Source organism: Pseudomonas sp. Sample_24, from assembly GCF_004307605.1.
Classification (GTDB): Bacteria; Pseudomonadota; Gammaproteobacteria; order Pseudomonadales; family Pseudomonadaceae; genus Aquipseudomonas.
The window spans coordinates 1-13,266 of the sequence record NZ_RCNW01000486.1; the positions used below are offsets into that span (position 1 = coordinate 1).

A 13,266-nucleotide genomic window follows, 5' to 3' on the forward strand; every position below is an offset into this window, starting at 1 on the left:
GTGCCGGATGCAGCACCGAGCACACCCAGCCAGGGCCATCCATAGTTCATCTGTGAAGAGGCCGGTGCGCTGGCGAGGAACATGCGCATCAAGTTGTAGGCCGAAAGCGCGATCAGAAAAGCGACGAAGCCGATACGCATGGTTTGCGCATCTATCCCCACCGCCCAGATCGAGCCGATCCAGGCGAAGCAGAACCCCATCGAGGCCAGCGGCAGCGCGTGATGCAACTCGATCCTGTTGCGTTGGTGATAACGCCACAACGCCAGCATCACGTTCGGTACCACCATCACCAGCGCAGTCCCTTGGGCGATCTGTTGATCGAGCCCGAATAAAACGCCCAGCAGCGGAATGGCGATCAAGCCACCTCCGATGCCAAATATTCCGCCGAGCGTACCCAAGGCAGCGCCAAAGGCCAAATACATCAAAAACTCAATCACAGGCGTTTTCCTCCTACGTCAGGCGATTCATCCTACGCAGTTGGTTCTGGCGCGGAAACGCACAGCAACGCACAATGGCTGTGCCAACTTCGCATAAGCGTTACAGACGATGAATCCCGATCAATTGACCGAGCAACTGGGCTTGTTTCTGGATGTACTGGAAACCGGCAGCTTTTCTGCGGCCTCGCGCCGTCATCCGTTGACCCCATCGGCCGTCGCGCGACGCATTGATAGCCTGGAAAACGCTGTCGGCAGCCAATTGTTCATTCGCAGCACCCACGCGGTCCGTGCAACGCCGGCCGGCCTGGCGTTTGCCGAACGGGCGCGGCGGATCGTCGCCGAGTTACGCCTGGCCCGCGCCGAAGCTGTGTCCCTGAGCAGCGCTCCAGAAGGCTTGATTCGGGTGGATGCGCCTGCCGCGTTCGGGCGTCGGCATCTGGCGCCGGTCATTGCTGACTTCCTGATGCTGTATCCCGGCCTTGATGTGCAATTGCACCTGATCGACAGTTTCGTCGACATGCAGGGCTTGAACCTGGGCAAGGTCGATCTGGTATTGCGTGCCGGACAGATGGCCGACACGCGATTGGTGGCCACACCGCTGGCGAGCATGGTGCGCATCGCCTGCGCCAGCCCTGACTATCTGAAACGACGTGGCGTGCCCAATGATCCGGCACAATTGATTGAACACGACGGTCTTGACTGGGACGGCCTGGCGCCACCTTTTGCCTGGCGCTTCGAACGTGAAGGCCAAATGCATTTGCATCGCCCCTCGCGCATCCGCATGAGCGCCAACAATGCCGAAGCCCTGGTCTGCGGTGCGCTCGCCGGGCTGGGTATCGCGCATTTGCCGACATGGCTGGCCAGTGAGTATCTGTTGCGCGGGGAACTGGTGCCGCTGTTCTGCGACAATGGCCTGCCCAAACCGGAGAGTTCGGGAATCTATGCCTTGCGCCTGCAACAACAACCCAGTTCGCGCAGCCGATTGCTGCTGGAATACCTGAAAACCCGCTTCAGCCCCATCCCCCCCTGGGATCTGGTCCTGCAAACCCACCTGGACCACCACTCGTCCTGAATTATCTGGCGCATTAAAGATTTGCCCGCTAGATTCATGATGATCACCGATCAAAGGCTTCGAAATGACCACCGAGCGCGACACCCCGGACAACTGCGACGACCTGCTGCTGGACAACCAGGCCTGCTTCGCCTTGCACTCCACTTCACTGATGTTGACCAAGGTCTACAAGCCCTTGCTGCAGGCGTTGGGCCTGACTTATCCGCAGTACCTGGCGATGATGGTGTTGTGGGAAAAGGACGGCTTGACCGTGGGCGAAATCAGCACGCGCCTGCTGACTGATCCCGGCTCGCTCACCCCGCTGCTCAAACGCCTGGAAGCCGAAGGTGTGCTCAGCCGCACCCGCAGCCGCGAAGACGAACGCGTGGTGATCATCGAACTCACCGAAAAAGGTCGGGCCCTGCGTGACAAGGCCCGTGGCATTCCTCAATGCATCCTCGGCGCCAGCGGCATGACCCTTGAGCGATTGCAGAAACTGCAGGCGGAACTGCAAGCGCTGCGCCGTCACTTGCAAGACAGTCTGTAACTCTTTCTACCAGCGCACATCCCCTGTAGGAGTGAGCCTGCTCGCGATAGCGGTTCGACATTCGGATGAGTGTCGACTGACTCACCGCCATCGCGAGCAGGCTCACTCCTACAGTTGTTTTGCGTTGAAGCGGAAATCCCAGCTTCGCTCCCTCCCCCTGAAAACCCCCTTCGACAGCTCTAATACAAGCCTTTCAAGCGAAGACCATCATCAGGTTTTTAAATCTCCCGGTTTTTTTTCAAAAATTTATCTTGCGCACTAAACATTAGCGCGATACATTCACCTCGCACTTACTTAACGCGCAAACATTTAGCGCAAACAATCAAACCCGAACGAGGCTTTCACCATGCAAACTCTCTACACCGCAGTTGCAACTTCCACCGGTGGCCGTGACGGTCGTGCTGTTTCCAGCGACAACATTCTCGACGTCAAACTGGCTACCCCAAAAGAACTCGGCGGTGCTGGCGGTGCGGCGACCAACCCTGAACAGCTGTTCGCAGCCGGCTACTCCGCCTGCTTCATCGGCGCCCTGAAATTCGTTGCCAGCCAGAGCAAGCGCAGCATCCCGAGCGATGCGTCGATCACCGCCCACGTCGGTATCGGCCAGATTCCTGGCGGTTTCGGTCTGGACATCGACCTGCACATCAGCTTGCCGGGCCTTGAACAAGCCGACGCGCAAGCCCTGGTCGATGCTGCCCACCAGGTTTGCCCGTACTCCAATGCCACCCGCGGCAATGTCGAAGTACGTCTGCACGTCACCGTCTAATCACTGACCCACTCAGGCCCGAACAGGAAATGAACATGAACACTTTCAGCAAAGTCTTGACCGGTACCCTTCTCGCTCTGTCGATCAACAACGCGTTCGCCGGTGATGTCGAGCACAATACCCAGGCATTCCTCGACGTGTTGAATGCCGGCACCGGCAAGCCGATCGAGCAAATGACGCCTGCACAAGCCCGCGCCGTGCTGGTGGGTGCGCAGGCCGGGGTCAAGCTGACGCTGCCAAAAGCCGATGTCAGCCAGAAGACCATTCAGGTCGACGGCCAACCGCTGAGCCTGACTATCGTCCGGCCGGCCGGGGTCAAGGGCGAGTTGCCAGTGTTCATGTTCTTCCACGGCGGTGGCTGGGTACTGGGAGATTTCCCGACCCACGAACGACTGGTTCGTGACCTGGTTGTCGGTTCGGGCGCAGCGGCGGTCTTCGTCAACTACACGCCGTCGCCGGAAGCGCATTACCCGGTGGCGATCAACCAGGCGTACGCCGCGACCAAATGGGTAGCTGAACACGGTAAAGAGATCAACGTCGATGGCAAACGCCTGGCGGTGGCCGGCAACAGCGTCGGTGGCAACATGGCGGCCGTGGTTGCGCTGATGGCAAAAGACAAAGGCACGCCAGCGATCAAGTTCCAGGTATTGCTGTGGCCGGTGACCGATGCCAACTTCGAGACGGCATCCTACAACCAGTTTGCTGAAGGGCACTTCCTCAGCAAAAACATGATGAAGTGGTTCTGGGACAACTACACCACCGACGCCAAGCAGCGTAACGAGATCTATGCCTCGCCGTTGCGGGCTACCCCTGCGCAACTCAAGGGTCTGCCACCGGCGCTGGTGCAAACGGCGCAAGCGGATGTGCTGCGCGACGAAGGTGAAGCCTACGCCCGCAAACTCGATGAGGCCGGTGTACCTGTAACTTCGGTTCGCTACAACGGCATGATCCACGACTACGGTTTGCTTAACGTGGTGAGCCAGGTCCCAGCGGTTCGTTCGGCAATGTTGCAGGCTTCGCAGGAACTCAAGGAACACCTGAAGAAATAACCCTACCTGTAGGAGCCGGCTTGCTGGCGATAGCGGTCTTGAGGACGCCATCGCCAGCAAGCCGGCTCCTACACGTTTGGCGTTGCGTACCAATCACTGGACACAAAAAAGCCCGACTCAATGGTCGGGCTTTTTCATTCCTCAAGCAGTGCTTATTTAGCACGGCCTTTGTAGGAACCGCCTTCGCGGGTATCGATCTCGATCATGTCGCCGATTTCGATGAAGTCAGCAACCGACAGCTCGGTACCGTTCTTCAGTTTGGCAGGCTTCATTACCTTGCCGGAAGTGTCGCCGCGAGCGGAACCTTCGGTGTAGTCGATCTGACGCACGATGGTGGTCGGCAGCTCTACGGATACCAGACGGTCTTCGAAGAACACGGCTTCGCAAACGTCGGTCATGCCTTCTTCGATGAACGGCAGAACGCTTTCGATGTCTTCAGCGTTCAGCTCGTACATGGTGTAGTCAGTGGTGTCCATGAACGTGTAGGTGTCGCCGCTGATGAAGGACAGGGTCGCTTCTTTGCGGTCGAGGATCACGTCGTCCAGTTTGTCGTCAGCGCTGTAAACGATCTCGGTCTTGTAACCGGTCAGCAGGTTTTTCAGCTTGGTCTTCATGATCGCGCTGTTACGACCCGACTTGGTGAATTCAGCTTTCTGAACCAGCCAAGGATCGTTTTCGAGACGGATCACGGTACCGGGTTTCAGTTCTTTACCAGTTTTCATTGCGAATATCCGAATTTGGATGGGATTTACAAAAATCTAGGCCGCGTATCATATCCAATTTCCATAAAACTGTACCAGCGCCGTGGCAAGATCGGCCTGCAAGGCTTGTTCCAGACACCATGACTCGGCGTGTTTTTCCAGCTCCGGCCAGTGTTTACGAGTGGATTGCCAGTGGTCGGTCATTTTTTCGCCGGCGTTCCACGCCCGCCAAAGACCGCTGATCGCCTCCCGAGCAGGTTCCGACAGCCCTTTCACATACAACGACAGAAAGGCTTCGAGCTTGTCCAGGTGGACATCTTCTTCCTGCTGATAGATATGCCAGAGCAGAGGCCGACCCGCCCATTGCGCGCGGACGAAGGAATCTTCACCACGCACGGCGTTGAAATCACAACTCCACAGCAACAGGTCATATTGATCCTGGCGGACAAACGGCAGCACCTGCACGGTCACGGCCTCACGCACGTGCAACGCGCCGGCCTGCAAATCATTCACGCCCAGCCAGCGTTCGACATCGCCGAGGATCCGCCCTTCCGGCACCAGCAGATGAGTGGCCGTCGAATCACTGGCCAGCGCATCCAGCCAACTGGCCAGCCCGGCATTTTCATAGGCGAACAACGACATCAGCTGCGCACCGGCTGCACACTCGACACCCAAGCCCTGCAGAAAGGTGCGCCGAGCCTCGGGATCCTGCTGAAACCGCCGACGTCGTTCGAGCAATCCGTTTTCACGCAACAAGCCGCCGGTGCCTTTCTGGAATCCCGGAAAGAAGAAGAATTTCTGTACGTGCTTGTACTTCACCGAAGGCAAGCCGTGACAGCCGACCACCCAATCCTCGGCACTCAGGTAATCGAGGTTCATCCACAACGGTGTTTTTTGGCGCTCGGCCATCGCTTCCATATAGGCAGCGGGCAACTGGCAGGCGAATGCGGCTATCACCACATCCGCCGCTTCTGTCGGCAGCCACTCGGCGGGCCACTGCCGCACCTCGACACCTTGCTGCCACTGCTGCGCAACATGGATATCGATCTCGGGGCACATGCGCTCAAAGGCACGCAGGTCGTCGACCCATAAACGCACCGCCAGCGAATGCTCGGCCACCAGCTGCCGAGCCAGGCGCCAGGTCACACCGATGTCGCCGTAGTTATCGACCACGGTGCAAAAAATATCCCAGCGGGGTTTCATTTCAGGCATTCCAGGTTCCCGTTGGCAAAAGCCGCGATTGTCCTCATAAATTACCCTGCGCAGAAGAGCCGACGACGATTAATCTTCGTGCGACAATCGGCACTCGCCCGCGCCCCACCGCCAGGAGGCAGTCATGCCCTACCGTACCAATCCGCGCCGCTCGTTGCCGATCCAGCTCAATGCCGTGCAATTGACCGGCAGTATCGCCCTCGGTCTGTGGCTGGGCTTTCTCGCCATCGCGCTGACCTGCTGGCTCGCCTCGCGCCTGTTTTTCAGCGAGCAATTGGCCCCGGTGGCCCAAGCGGTACAGCAACTGGCCAACCCGCCGGTGGTGCAACAGGTTCCGGATATCCCACCACAGAGTCCGCTGTTCGAGCAGTATGAACAGAACCTGCGCAAGGACGAACAGGCGCAACGACTCGATCAGGCGCGCAGCAGCAACCGCAATCTGTCGAACGCCAAATGTCAGTTCTGGCTGCAACAGGACCAGACAGCACCCAGCGAAAAAAGCCGCGCCAATGTCCTGCAGTTCTGCGATTGATCATGAACAAACAAACTGTCCACCAACTGATTCTCGACAAGCTGCGAGTCGATCTCGACATCGCTGAGCGGGCCGCACAGACCGCTTACGAAACCGCGACCCATGAAGAAAACATCGCCGAGAACAAATACGACACGTTGGGGCTCGAGGCGTCATATCTGGCAGCCGGGCAGGCCAGGCGTGTGGAGGAAATTCGCCAGTCACTGGCGTTGTGTCAAAACCTGGTGCTGCGTGCGTATGACGAGCGACGCGGCATTGAAGTCGGCGCCCTGCTGGGTCTGGAAGACGAAAAAGGTCGAGAGCAATGGCTGTTTCTGGCGCCTGATGCGGCGGGTCTGAAGGTCGATCTGGTGGGGCAGTTGATTACTGTCATCACCCCGCGCTCACCGCTGGGCAAAAGCCTGCTGGGCAAGTTCGAAGGTGATGAAGTGGAGATTCTGGTGGCGGGCACTCGGCAACAGTTCGCTGTCACCGAGGTGGTCTAGGCCGCTTTCGGGCTGATCAGTGAACCGGCAGTTCGACGCCGTCGAACAGCTCTTCCAGTTCCTGTTTGTTGTGGCATTGGATAGCCTTGGCCATGACTTCGCGGGTCAGGTGCGGGGCGAACTTCTCGATGAAGTCGCACATGAAACCACGCAGGAAGGTGCCGCGACGGAAGCCGATCTTGGTAATGCTGGATTCGAACAATTCGCTGGCATCGAGCACCACCAGGTCGCTGTCGAGTTTGGTGTCGACGGCCATTTTCGCCACGATACCCACACCCAGGCCCAGGCGAACGTAGGTCTTGATCACGTCGGCGTCGGCAGCGGTGAACACCACTTTCGGCGTCAGGCCGCGATGGCTGAAGGCTTCGTCGAGCTTCGAACGGCCAGTGAAACCGAACACGTAAGTCACGATCGGGTATTCAGCGAGGGCTTCGAGGGTCAGCTTCGACAGCTTGGTCAGTGGGTGGCCCTGAGGCACGACCACGCAGCGGTTCCAGCGGTAGCACGGCATCATGACCAAATCACCGAACAGCTCGAGCGCTTCGGTGGCGATGGCGAAATCCACGGTGCCATCAGCGGCCATTTCGGCGATCTGCATCGGCGAACCCTGGTGCATGTGCAGGGCAACGTCCGGGTACTGCTTGATGAAATTACTGATCACCGGCGGCAACGCATAACGCGCCTGGGTGTGGGTGGTGGCGATCGACAGGGTGCCTTTTTTCTCGTTGGAGAATTCCTGGGCGATCTGCTTGATGCTTTCAACCTTGCGCAGGATTTCGCCAGCGGTGGTGATGATTCGCTCACCGGCCGGGGTGACGCGGGTCAGGTGCTTGCCACTGCGGGCGAACACTTCGACGCCCAATTCGTCTTCCAGCAGGCGGATCTGTTTGCTGATGCCCGGTTGCGAGGTGTAAAGGCTTTGGGCTGTAGCGGAAACGTTGAGGTCGTGGTGCGCCACTTCCCAGATGTAGCGCAGTTGTTGAAGCTTCATATGAATCCCTCAAAGCAGTTGGACGCCACGGGCATCAGCGACGGTATATAACTATATTAATGGTTTGAAGAATAAATCTAGAACTTTTTTATCAAAGTCCTGCTATTCGCAGCCTAGCGATCCCCTTGGCGACGGCGTTGCACCAGCGGCACCAGATAAACCGGCACCTTGGCCAACTGCAACACCCGCGCCGCGGTGCGGCCCAATGGCGTTTCCGCACCAGCCCCGTGGCTGTGACTACCTACGATCAGCAAATCCACAGAGAGTTTCTGCGCCTGGTCGAGAATCACCTGCGACGGATCGCCCTGCAGCACCCGTACTGCCTGGATTCTTTTCAGGTCCAACTCACCCTCGCCGCCCAACTCCTCACGAAAGCTATCCAGCACCCGCTGCTCGATACTCGCAATGACCGTGTTCAAGCCCTGGCTGTGAAACTCGTTCAACGCCTGCTCGTCGAGGTAGCTCTGGAGCACCGATTCGGCAAACAGGCCCATGGGCTCCACCGCGTGCACCACGTACAAATCGGCATCGAATGTCCGAGCCAATTCCAGGGCGTGTTGCATCACCACGGGGGCGTACAGGCCGAGGTCAGTGGCATACAGCATCGAACGGATCATATGACCTCCTCGAATGCCAACATGGCGGAGATTGATTCAGCTTAGCAGCGCCTTGGCGAGTACGACGTCCGGCGTAACGCGTTGAACGGCAGGCTTAAATCTTTTGTTCGTTGCTTATGCCATGTGGCACATGACCGGTGGCGACGACTTCACGGGCCAGCTCGCAGTGACCGGCCTGATCATCGAAAAACACATCCGCGGCAAAGGCTTCGAGGAATGCCGACTTGGTCAGGCCACCGAGGAACAGCGACTCGTCCAGACGAATATCCCATTCGCGCAATGTGCGAATCACCCGTTCATGGGCCGGCGCCGAACGTGCGGTCACCAGCGCCGTGCGGATGGGGCATTCGCCATCCGGGAACTCGCGCTGCAACAAATTGAGAGCGGCGAGGAAGCCCTTGAACGGCCCGCCGCGCAAAGGCTGGCGCGCCGCTTCGCGTTCGCTGGCTTGAAATGCCTCCAGACCACCGGCCTGGTAAACGCGCTCCGACTCATCGGAAAACAGCACCGCATCGCCGTCAAACGCGATGCGCAGTTCGTCGCTGGCCGCGCGGCTGGCACCGCCGGACAAAATGGTTGCCGCGGCGAAACCCGCGTCCAGCGCACTGCGCACGTCTTCGGCGTGAGTCGAAAGAAACAGATCGCAGCCAAACGCCTTGAGGTATGGATAAGGACTGCGCCCGCCAACGAATGCCGCGCGGGAGATCGCCAGCCCGTAGTGATGAATCGAATTGAATACCCGCAGACCGGTATCGGCGCTGTTGCGCGACACCAGGACCACCTCGACCCGGGCACGTCCAAGGCTGGCGTTGAGATTCAGGAGTTTTTGCACCAAGGGAAACGCGTCACCGGGCTCGAGGATTTCGTCTTCGTGTTCGATCTGATATTGCCGGTAAGCCTCGACGCCGCTCGACAGGTAGACCTTGTGGCTGTCACTCAGGTCGAACAATGCGCGCGACGAAATCGCCAGCACCAGTTTGTCGTCAATTACGTTTGGCATCCCCTTCCCCCATTGCCTTGATCAACTCAAGTATTACGTCGATCGATAAAACTCAAGCTGCGATACAACGCCTCGATTCGTGGCAGTTCACATCCCGCCGCTTTGGCCGCGGCCAGTGGCCGGGCATAGATAGCCTGTAGCTCCAGCGGTCGCTTGTGCAGAAAATCGTGATACATGCTCGGCCAGTAGTCAGGCATTTTCTCGGTCATCAGGAACAGGTGCTCGGCGTAACCCGCCGGCACCTCGTGACCACAGGCGATTGCGCCCTGCACCACCTCGGCCATCAGCGCCTTGATCATTTCCCGGCTGTCGGCATCGGCCATCAAGGGTGTGGTGCTGGCCCCGAGCAACACCGACAGACCGTTGTAAGGGATATTCCAGACCAGTTTTTGCCAACGTGCCTGATGCAGGTTCGCCATGGCCTGAGAGTCGATGCCCGCGGCCTGGAACAAGCCGACACCTTCTTCGACGATCGCAATCCGCGCCGATTCATCGGCGGGGCCGCTGTGGTAGCCGACATGCACGGCACCGAGCGCCTGATGGGTAATGACGCCCGGCCCTTCCCGATGAACGCAGATATAGCAAAGCCCACCCAGCAGATGCAGCGAGTCAGGAAGCAGTTCGCGCAGGCTGTCTTCGACATCCAGGCCATTCTGCAACAACAGGACCTTTGCATTCGGTGCGGCGGCTTGCAGGATCGCCGGTGCCAGATCCGCGTTGCTGGTGGTCTTGGCGCCGACCAGCAACCAGTCGCACGGTGGCATGTCTTCTGCGCTCGAATAGGCCTTGACCGGATTCAATGTCAGCGCACCATGGGCTGCATGGTTCACTAGCAACCCGCGTTCGGCCACCACGGAAAACTCGCTGCGCAGCAGAAAATGCACATCGAAACCGGCTCGCGCCAGCATCACCCCGTAGAAACCACCGATTGCACCGGTTCCGATCATACCGATGGTCGGTTTCGCAACTGTCCCTATCATGGCAACTCCTCTGCTGTTCGACTCAGCGCCTGACGTATCGCCCGATTGAGTTCGGTGCCGGTCAGGCGCGAATGCAATGCCCCGAAGAATTCACCGTCGCGTACCACGAACAGCGCCGGCAAATGAAAAACCTGATATCGCTCGACCACCCCGCCATTGTTCCCGGCATCGATCCAGCACAGGCGATCGACTGCCAGATCGAGTGCCGGCAATTGTTCGCGGGCGAAACGGCAACTGGAACAGCCGACACTGGTGAAAATCACCAGCGACACACCGTTCATCGTCAGCAGCCGTTGGTCGGCGTCGAAATCGGTCAGTTCCGATTCGACCACTATACTGGGAGAAACAATGTCAGATGGCCGACACATGGAGTCCGTGTTCATGGGACGATTCATTCCTCATCCTGACGATGTACCCGTGGAATTAACGTTGCTCAAACCCGAGTGTATTTCGCGACGACAGCTGCACACTATCAGCCTCGGGGGCATGGCATGCAATTATCACCGCGCGTGGCGCCACGGCACGGCGCTCGAAGTGCGCATGCCGACGCTCAATCCCGACCTGCGTTTTCCGGGCTATGTGGCCTGGTGCCTGCGACGAAAACACGGCTATCTGGTTGGCATTGCCTTCGTCGACGAACAGACGCTGTTCAGTGCCCGAATGGGTGAGCAGGTGTGCCAGATCGAGCGTTATTGCCGCCAGCACGATCCCCACAATGACCTGCAGGAAGTTCAGGCACTGGCGCTCGAGTGGGTCCAGGAACACGCCGACGAGTTCTCTCACGAAACGGTTCGCAAGGCATTTGCACAGCCTGTACTGGATTAAAGCGCTGCCAGCCCATTGTCTAGCCACGGTGTAACGCGCTAAGGTTCGGCTCCCCGACGCGCTTAATTTGCTGTGCTCCGCCGCGCGGGTTCGCTGGCGGCCGGCACCCGTGACCTGACGAGTAAACGATGGCTGATTTACCGATCAACGACCTAAACGTCGCCTCCAACGAGACACTGATCACCCCCGATCAGCTCAAGCGCGATATTCCCCTGAGCGACGCTGCGTTGCGCACCGTGACCAAGGGCCGCGAAGTCATTCGCAATATTCTCGATGGCACCGACCATCGCCTGTTCGTCGTCATCGGGCCTTGCTCGATCCACGACATCAAGGCAGCCCACGAATACGCCGAGCGCCTGAAGGTTCTCGCCGCAGAAGTGTCCGATACCCTGTATCTGGTCATGCGTGTGTATTTCGAGAAGCCACGCACCACCGTCGGCTGGAAAGGCTTGATCAACGATCCGTACCTGGACGACTCGTTCAAGATCCAGGACGGGCTGCACATCGGTCGTCAACTGCTGCTGGACCTGGCCGAAATGGGCCTGCCAACCGCCACCGAAGCCCTCGATCCGATCTCCCCGCAATATCTGCAGGACCTGATCAGCTGGTCGGCCATCGGCGCGCGCACCACCGAATCGCAGACTCACCGTGAAATGGCCTCCGGCCTGTCCTCGGCTGTCGGCTTCAAGAACGGCACCGATGGCGGCCTGACCGTGGCGATCAACGCCCTGCAATCGGTTTCCAGCCCGCACCGCTTCCTGGGGATCAACCAGGAAGGTGGCGTGTCGATCGTGACTACCAAGGGCAACGCCTACGGTCACGTCGTGCTGCGCGGCGGCAACGGCAAGCCTAACTACGACTCGGTCAGCGTCGCCCTGTGCGAGCAAGCGCTGAACAAAGCGAAGATCAAGCCGAACATCATGGTCGATTGCAGCCACGCCAACTCCAACAAGGACCCGGCCCTGCAACCGCTGGTGATGGAGAACGTCGCCAACCAGATCCTCGAAGGCAACCAGTCGATCATCGGCCTGATGGTCGAAAGCCACCTGAACTGGGGTTGCCAGGCTATCCCGAAAGACCTCGCCGACCTGCAATACGGTGTGTCGATCACCGATGCCTGCATCGACTGGACAGCGACCGAAAACACCTTGCGCAGCATGCATGCCAAGCTCAAGGACGTGCTGCCGAAACGCAAACGCACCTGATCGCCATTTGCGGCAGACAAAAAAACGCCGGGCTGAACCCGGCGTTTTTTTATGCATTCGTTTTGTTGAAGGTCACTGGCTCAGCTTGGCCGCATGCCGCTGGTGACGCTCCATGTAGCGTTCGACGTAGGAACACGACGGGATAACCGTGTAGCCCATCTCTTCGGCGTACTGCAACGCCTGCTCGGTCAGTGCCGCTGCAATACCCCGACCACGCAGTGCGTTAGGCACGAACGTGCGATAGATATCCAGGGTCTGTTTCCCCAGATCCATATAAGTCAGGTAGGCACGATGACCGTCCACATTGGTCTCGAACTGATGACCAGCCTGGTCATGGTGGATGGACAACGCCTCGCTCATCACTACTCCTCGCGGGTCTTGGATTCCGACCCCTACCTTACCGATGTTTTTCCGGCGAAGGAACATCTACGCCACCCCGTGCCTGAATGGACACCGAGAAGAGCTACACCGATCTCGCGCAACCGAGCACGTACAAATAGTAGGCACCATTGGCAGAAATGCTCAAGGTACGCTCGTCATCATGCAGGTTGGCAGGTGCCGCTCCGGGTCACGCAGGACGGGCTCGACCGAAGATCACCAAGGTCGCAAGCCTGAACATTGCCGGATATTGAGACTTAAGACGAGCGCCCGTTGTTAAAGTCACCTGAATAAGGAGAAAGATATTGAGAGGCGCCACGCAGAATTCGAACAAAAGTGTAGACAGTCCATCTAGCCAGACTTTAGCCAAGACTGGAAAAAGAGCCTCGAACCTCGGGAACTTTTCTTCGCCGGCTCGCTCAGCTCGGGCCTTCTAGCTGGATATTTTTTATACAGTGCAGTTAAAAGTTGCTCGAAAAAGAATCAACGC

The 13,266-nt window shown here is 58.5% G+C and carries 17 protein-coding genes; 8 read left to right on the forward strand and 9 right to left on the reverse strand.

Features of this window, described 5'->3' with window-relative positions; translation table 11 throughout:
- On the reverse strand, positions 1-437 hold a 437-nt coding region (locus tag D8V06_RS27940), incomplete at its 3' end, for a sulfite exporter TauE/SafE family protein (RefSeq protein WP_130932247.1).
- A gap of 109 nt (positions 438-546) precedes the next feature.
- Between D8V06_RS27940 and D8V06_RS27945 the strand changes: the two genes are divergently transcribed.
- The 4 genes from D8V06_RS27945 to D8V06_RS27960 all read left to right on the forward strand — a co-directional run bounded on the left by D8V06_RS27945 (position 547) and on the right by D8V06_RS27960 (position 3,850).
- On the forward strand, positions 547-1,509 hold the full coding sequence (locus D8V06_RS27945) for a LysR family transcriptional regulator (RefSeq protein WP_130932248.1): 963 nt from the start codon (positions 547-549) through the stop codon (positions 1,507-1,509).
- Between the two features lie 64 nt (positions 1,510-1,573).
- Positions 1,574-2,035, forward strand: coding sequence for a MarR family transcriptional regulator (locus tag D8V06_RS27950; protein WP_056856395.1), 462 nt, complete (start codon positions 1,574-1,576; stop codon positions 2,033-2,035).
- 346 nt (positions 2,036-2,381) lie between these two features.
- Positions 2,382-2,801 (forward strand): organic hydroperoxide resistance protein, encoded by a 420-nt coding sequence (locus D8V06_RS27955; protein ID WP_056856396.1) that lies wholly within the window; start codon positions 2,382-2,384, stop codon positions 2,799-2,801.
- A gap of 35 nt (positions 2,802-2,836) precedes the next feature.
- Complete coding sequence (locus tag D8V06_RS27960) at positions 2,837-3,850, forward strand: alpha/beta hydrolase (protein ID WP_056856397.1); 1,014 nt, start codon at positions 2,837-2,839, stop codon at positions 3,848-3,850.
- A gap of 152 nt (positions 3,851-4,002) precedes the next feature.
- On the opposite strand, the gene D8V06_RS27965 is transcribed toward D8V06_RS27960, so the two are convergent.
- Positions 4,003-4,572 (reverse strand): elongation factor P, encoded by a 570-nt coding sequence (locus D8V06_RS27965; protein ID WP_056856398.1) that lies wholly within the window; start codon positions 4,570-4,572, stop codon positions 4,003-4,005.
- A 48-nt stretch (positions 4,573-4,620) separates the two neighbouring features.
- Positions 4,621-5,763: an elongation factor P maturation arginine rhamnosyltransferase EarP gene (gene earP / locus D8V06_RS27970; protein ID WP_130932249.1), complete on the reverse strand. Its 1,143-nt coding sequence runs from the start codon at positions 5,761-5,763 to the stop codon at positions 4,621-4,623.
- 124 nt (positions 5,764-5,887) lie between these two features.
- On the opposite strand from earP, the gene D8V06_RS27975 reads away from it, so the two are divergent.
- Together D8V06_RS27975 and D8V06_RS27980 are read left to right on the forward strand one after the other, a co-directional pair.
- Positions 5,888-6,295: a hypothetical protein gene (locus D8V06_RS27975; RefSeq protein WP_130932250.1), complete on the forward strand. Its 408-nt coding sequence runs from the start codon at positions 5,888-5,890 to the stop codon at positions 6,293-6,295.
- Positions 6,296-6,297: 2 nt separating this feature from the next.
- Positions 6,298-6,780: a GreA/GreB family elongation factor gene (locus D8V06_RS27980; RefSeq protein ID WP_056856401.1), complete on the forward strand. Its 483-nt coding sequence runs from the start codon at positions 6,298-6,300 to the stop codon at positions 6,778-6,780.
- Positions 6,781-6,796: 16 nt separating this feature from the next.
- Here the strand turns inward: D8V06_RS27980 and cysB are convergent, their stop codons facing one another.
- The 5 genes from cysB to D8V06_RS28005 all read right to left on the reverse strand — a co-directional run bounded on the left by cysB (position 6,797) and on the right by D8V06_RS28005 (position 10,751).
- A complete protein-coding gene (gene cysB, locus D8V06_RS27985; RefSeq protein ID WP_007899921.1) occupies positions 6,797-7,771 on the reverse strand; it encodes an HTH-type transcriptional regulator CysB in 975 nt (324 codons plus the stop codon).
- A 113-nt stretch (positions 7,772-7,884) separates the two neighbouring features.
- Positions 7,885-8,388 carry a universal stress protein gene (locus D8V06_RS27990; RefSeq protein ID WP_056856402.1) on the reverse strand — a complete coding sequence of 168 codons (504 nt, stop codon included), beginning with the start codon at positions 8,386-8,388 and terminating at the stop codon, positions 7,885-7,887.
- Between the two features lie 94 nt (positions 8,389-8,482).
- Positions 8,483-9,388, reverse strand: a complete 906-nt coding sequence (locus tag D8V06_RS27995; protein WP_056856403.1) for a 5'-nucleotidase — start codon at positions 9,386-9,388, stop codon at positions 8,483-8,485.
- A 26-nt stretch (positions 9,389-9,414) separates the two neighbouring features.
- A complete protein-coding gene (locus D8V06_RS28000; protein ID WP_056856404.1) occupies positions 9,415-10,368 on the reverse strand; it encodes a putative 2-dehydropantoate 2-reductase in 954 nt (317 codons plus the stop codon).
- On the reverse strand, positions 10,365-10,751 hold the full coding sequence (locus D8V06_RS28005) for a thioredoxin family protein (RefSeq protein ID WP_130932251.1): 387 nt from the start codon (positions 10,749-10,751) through the stop codon (positions 10,365-10,367). The genes D8V06_RS28000 and D8V06_RS28005 overlap by 4 nt, the downstream gene beginning before the upstream one ends.
- Here D8V06_RS28005 and D8V06_RS28010 point away from each other — a divergent pair.
- Positions 10,750-11,193: a PilZ domain-containing protein gene (locus tag D8V06_RS28010; RefSeq protein ID WP_056856406.1), complete on the forward strand. Its 444-nt coding sequence runs from the start codon at positions 10,750-10,752 to the stop codon at positions 11,191-11,193. The genes D8V06_RS28005 and D8V06_RS28010 overlap by 2 nt on opposite strands.
- Positions 11,194-11,321: 128 nt before the next feature.
- Positions 11,322-12,398 carry a 3-deoxy-7-phosphoheptulonate synthase gene (locus D8V06_RS28015; RefSeq protein WP_056856407.1) on the forward strand — a complete coding sequence of 359 codons (1,077 nt, stop codon included), beginning with the start codon at positions 11,322-11,324 and terminating at the stop codon, positions 12,396-12,398.
- 72 nt (positions 12,399-12,470) lie between these two features.
- Here the strand turns inward: D8V06_RS28015 and D8V06_RS28020 are convergent, their stop codons facing one another.
- A complete protein-coding gene (locus D8V06_RS28020) occupies positions 12,471-12,758 on the reverse strand; it encodes a GNAT family N-acetyltransferase (protein ID WP_020800382.1) in 288 nt (95 codons plus the stop codon).
- Between the last annotated feature and the right edge of the window lie 508 nt (positions 12,759-13,266).

Bases quoted from the DNA above. Each gene is read 5' to 3' on its own strand.
- D8V06_RS27945 (WP_130932248.1), top strand. From the start codon at position 547: ATGAATCCCGATCAATTGACCGAGCAACTGGGCTTGTTTCTGGATGTA.
- D8V06_RS27950 (WP_056856395.1), top strand. From the start codon at position 1,574: ATGACCACCGAGCGCGACACCCCGGACAACTGCGACGACCTGCTGCTG.
- D8V06_RS27955 (WP_056856396.1), top strand. From the start codon at position 2,382: ATGCAAACTCTCTACACCGCAGTTGCAACTTCCACCGGTGGCCGTGAC.
- D8V06_RS27960 (WP_056856397.1), top strand. From the start codon at position 2,837: ATGAACACTTTCAGCAAAGTCTTGACCGGTACCCTTCTCGCTCTGTCG.
- D8V06_RS27965 (WP_056856398.1), bottom strand. From the start codon at position 4,572: ATGAAAACTGGTAAAGAACTGAAACCCGGTACCGTGATCCGTCTCGAA.
- earP (WP_130932249.1), bottom strand. From the start codon at position 5,763: ATGCCTGAAATGAAACCCCGCTGGGATATTTTTTGCACCGTGGTCGAT.
- D8V06_RS27975 (WP_130932250.1), top strand. From the start codon at position 5,888: ATGCCCTACCGTACCAATCCGCGCCGCTCGTTGCCGATCCAGCTCAAT.
- D8V06_RS27980 (WP_056856401.1), top strand. From the start codon at position 6,298: ATGAACAAACAAACTGTCCACCAACTGATTCTCGACAAGCTGCGAGTC.
- cysB (WP_007899921.1), bottom strand. From the start codon at position 7,771: ATGAAGCTTCAACAACTGCGCTACATCTGGGAAGTGGCGCACCACGAC.
- D8V06_RS27990 (WP_056856402.1), bottom strand. From the start codon at position 8,388: ATGATCCGTTCGATGCTGTATGCCACTGACCTCGGCCTGTACGCCCCC.
- D8V06_RS27995 (WP_056856403.1), bottom strand. From the start codon at position 9,388: ATGCCAAACGTAATTGACGACAAACTGGTGCTGGCGATTTCGTCGCGC.
- D8V06_RS28000 (WP_056856404.1), bottom strand. From the start codon at position 10,368: ATGATAGGGACAGTTGCGAAACCGACCATCGGTATGATCGGAACCGGT.
- D8V06_RS28010 (WP_056856406.1), top strand. From the start codon at position 10,750: ATGGGACGATTCATTCCTCATCCTGACGATGTACCCGTGGAATTAACG.
- D8V06_RS28005 (WP_130932251.1), bottom strand. From the start codon at position 10,751: ATGAACACGGACTCCATGTGTCGGCCATCTGACATTGTTTCTCCCAGT.
- D8V06_RS28015 (WP_056856407.1), top strand. From the start codon at position 11,322: ATGGCTGATTTACCGATCAACGACCTAAACGTCGCCTCCAACGAGACA.
- D8V06_RS28020 (WP_020800382.1), bottom strand. From the start codon at position 12,758: ATGAGCGAGGCGTTGTCCATCCACCATGACCAGGCTGGTCATCAGTTC.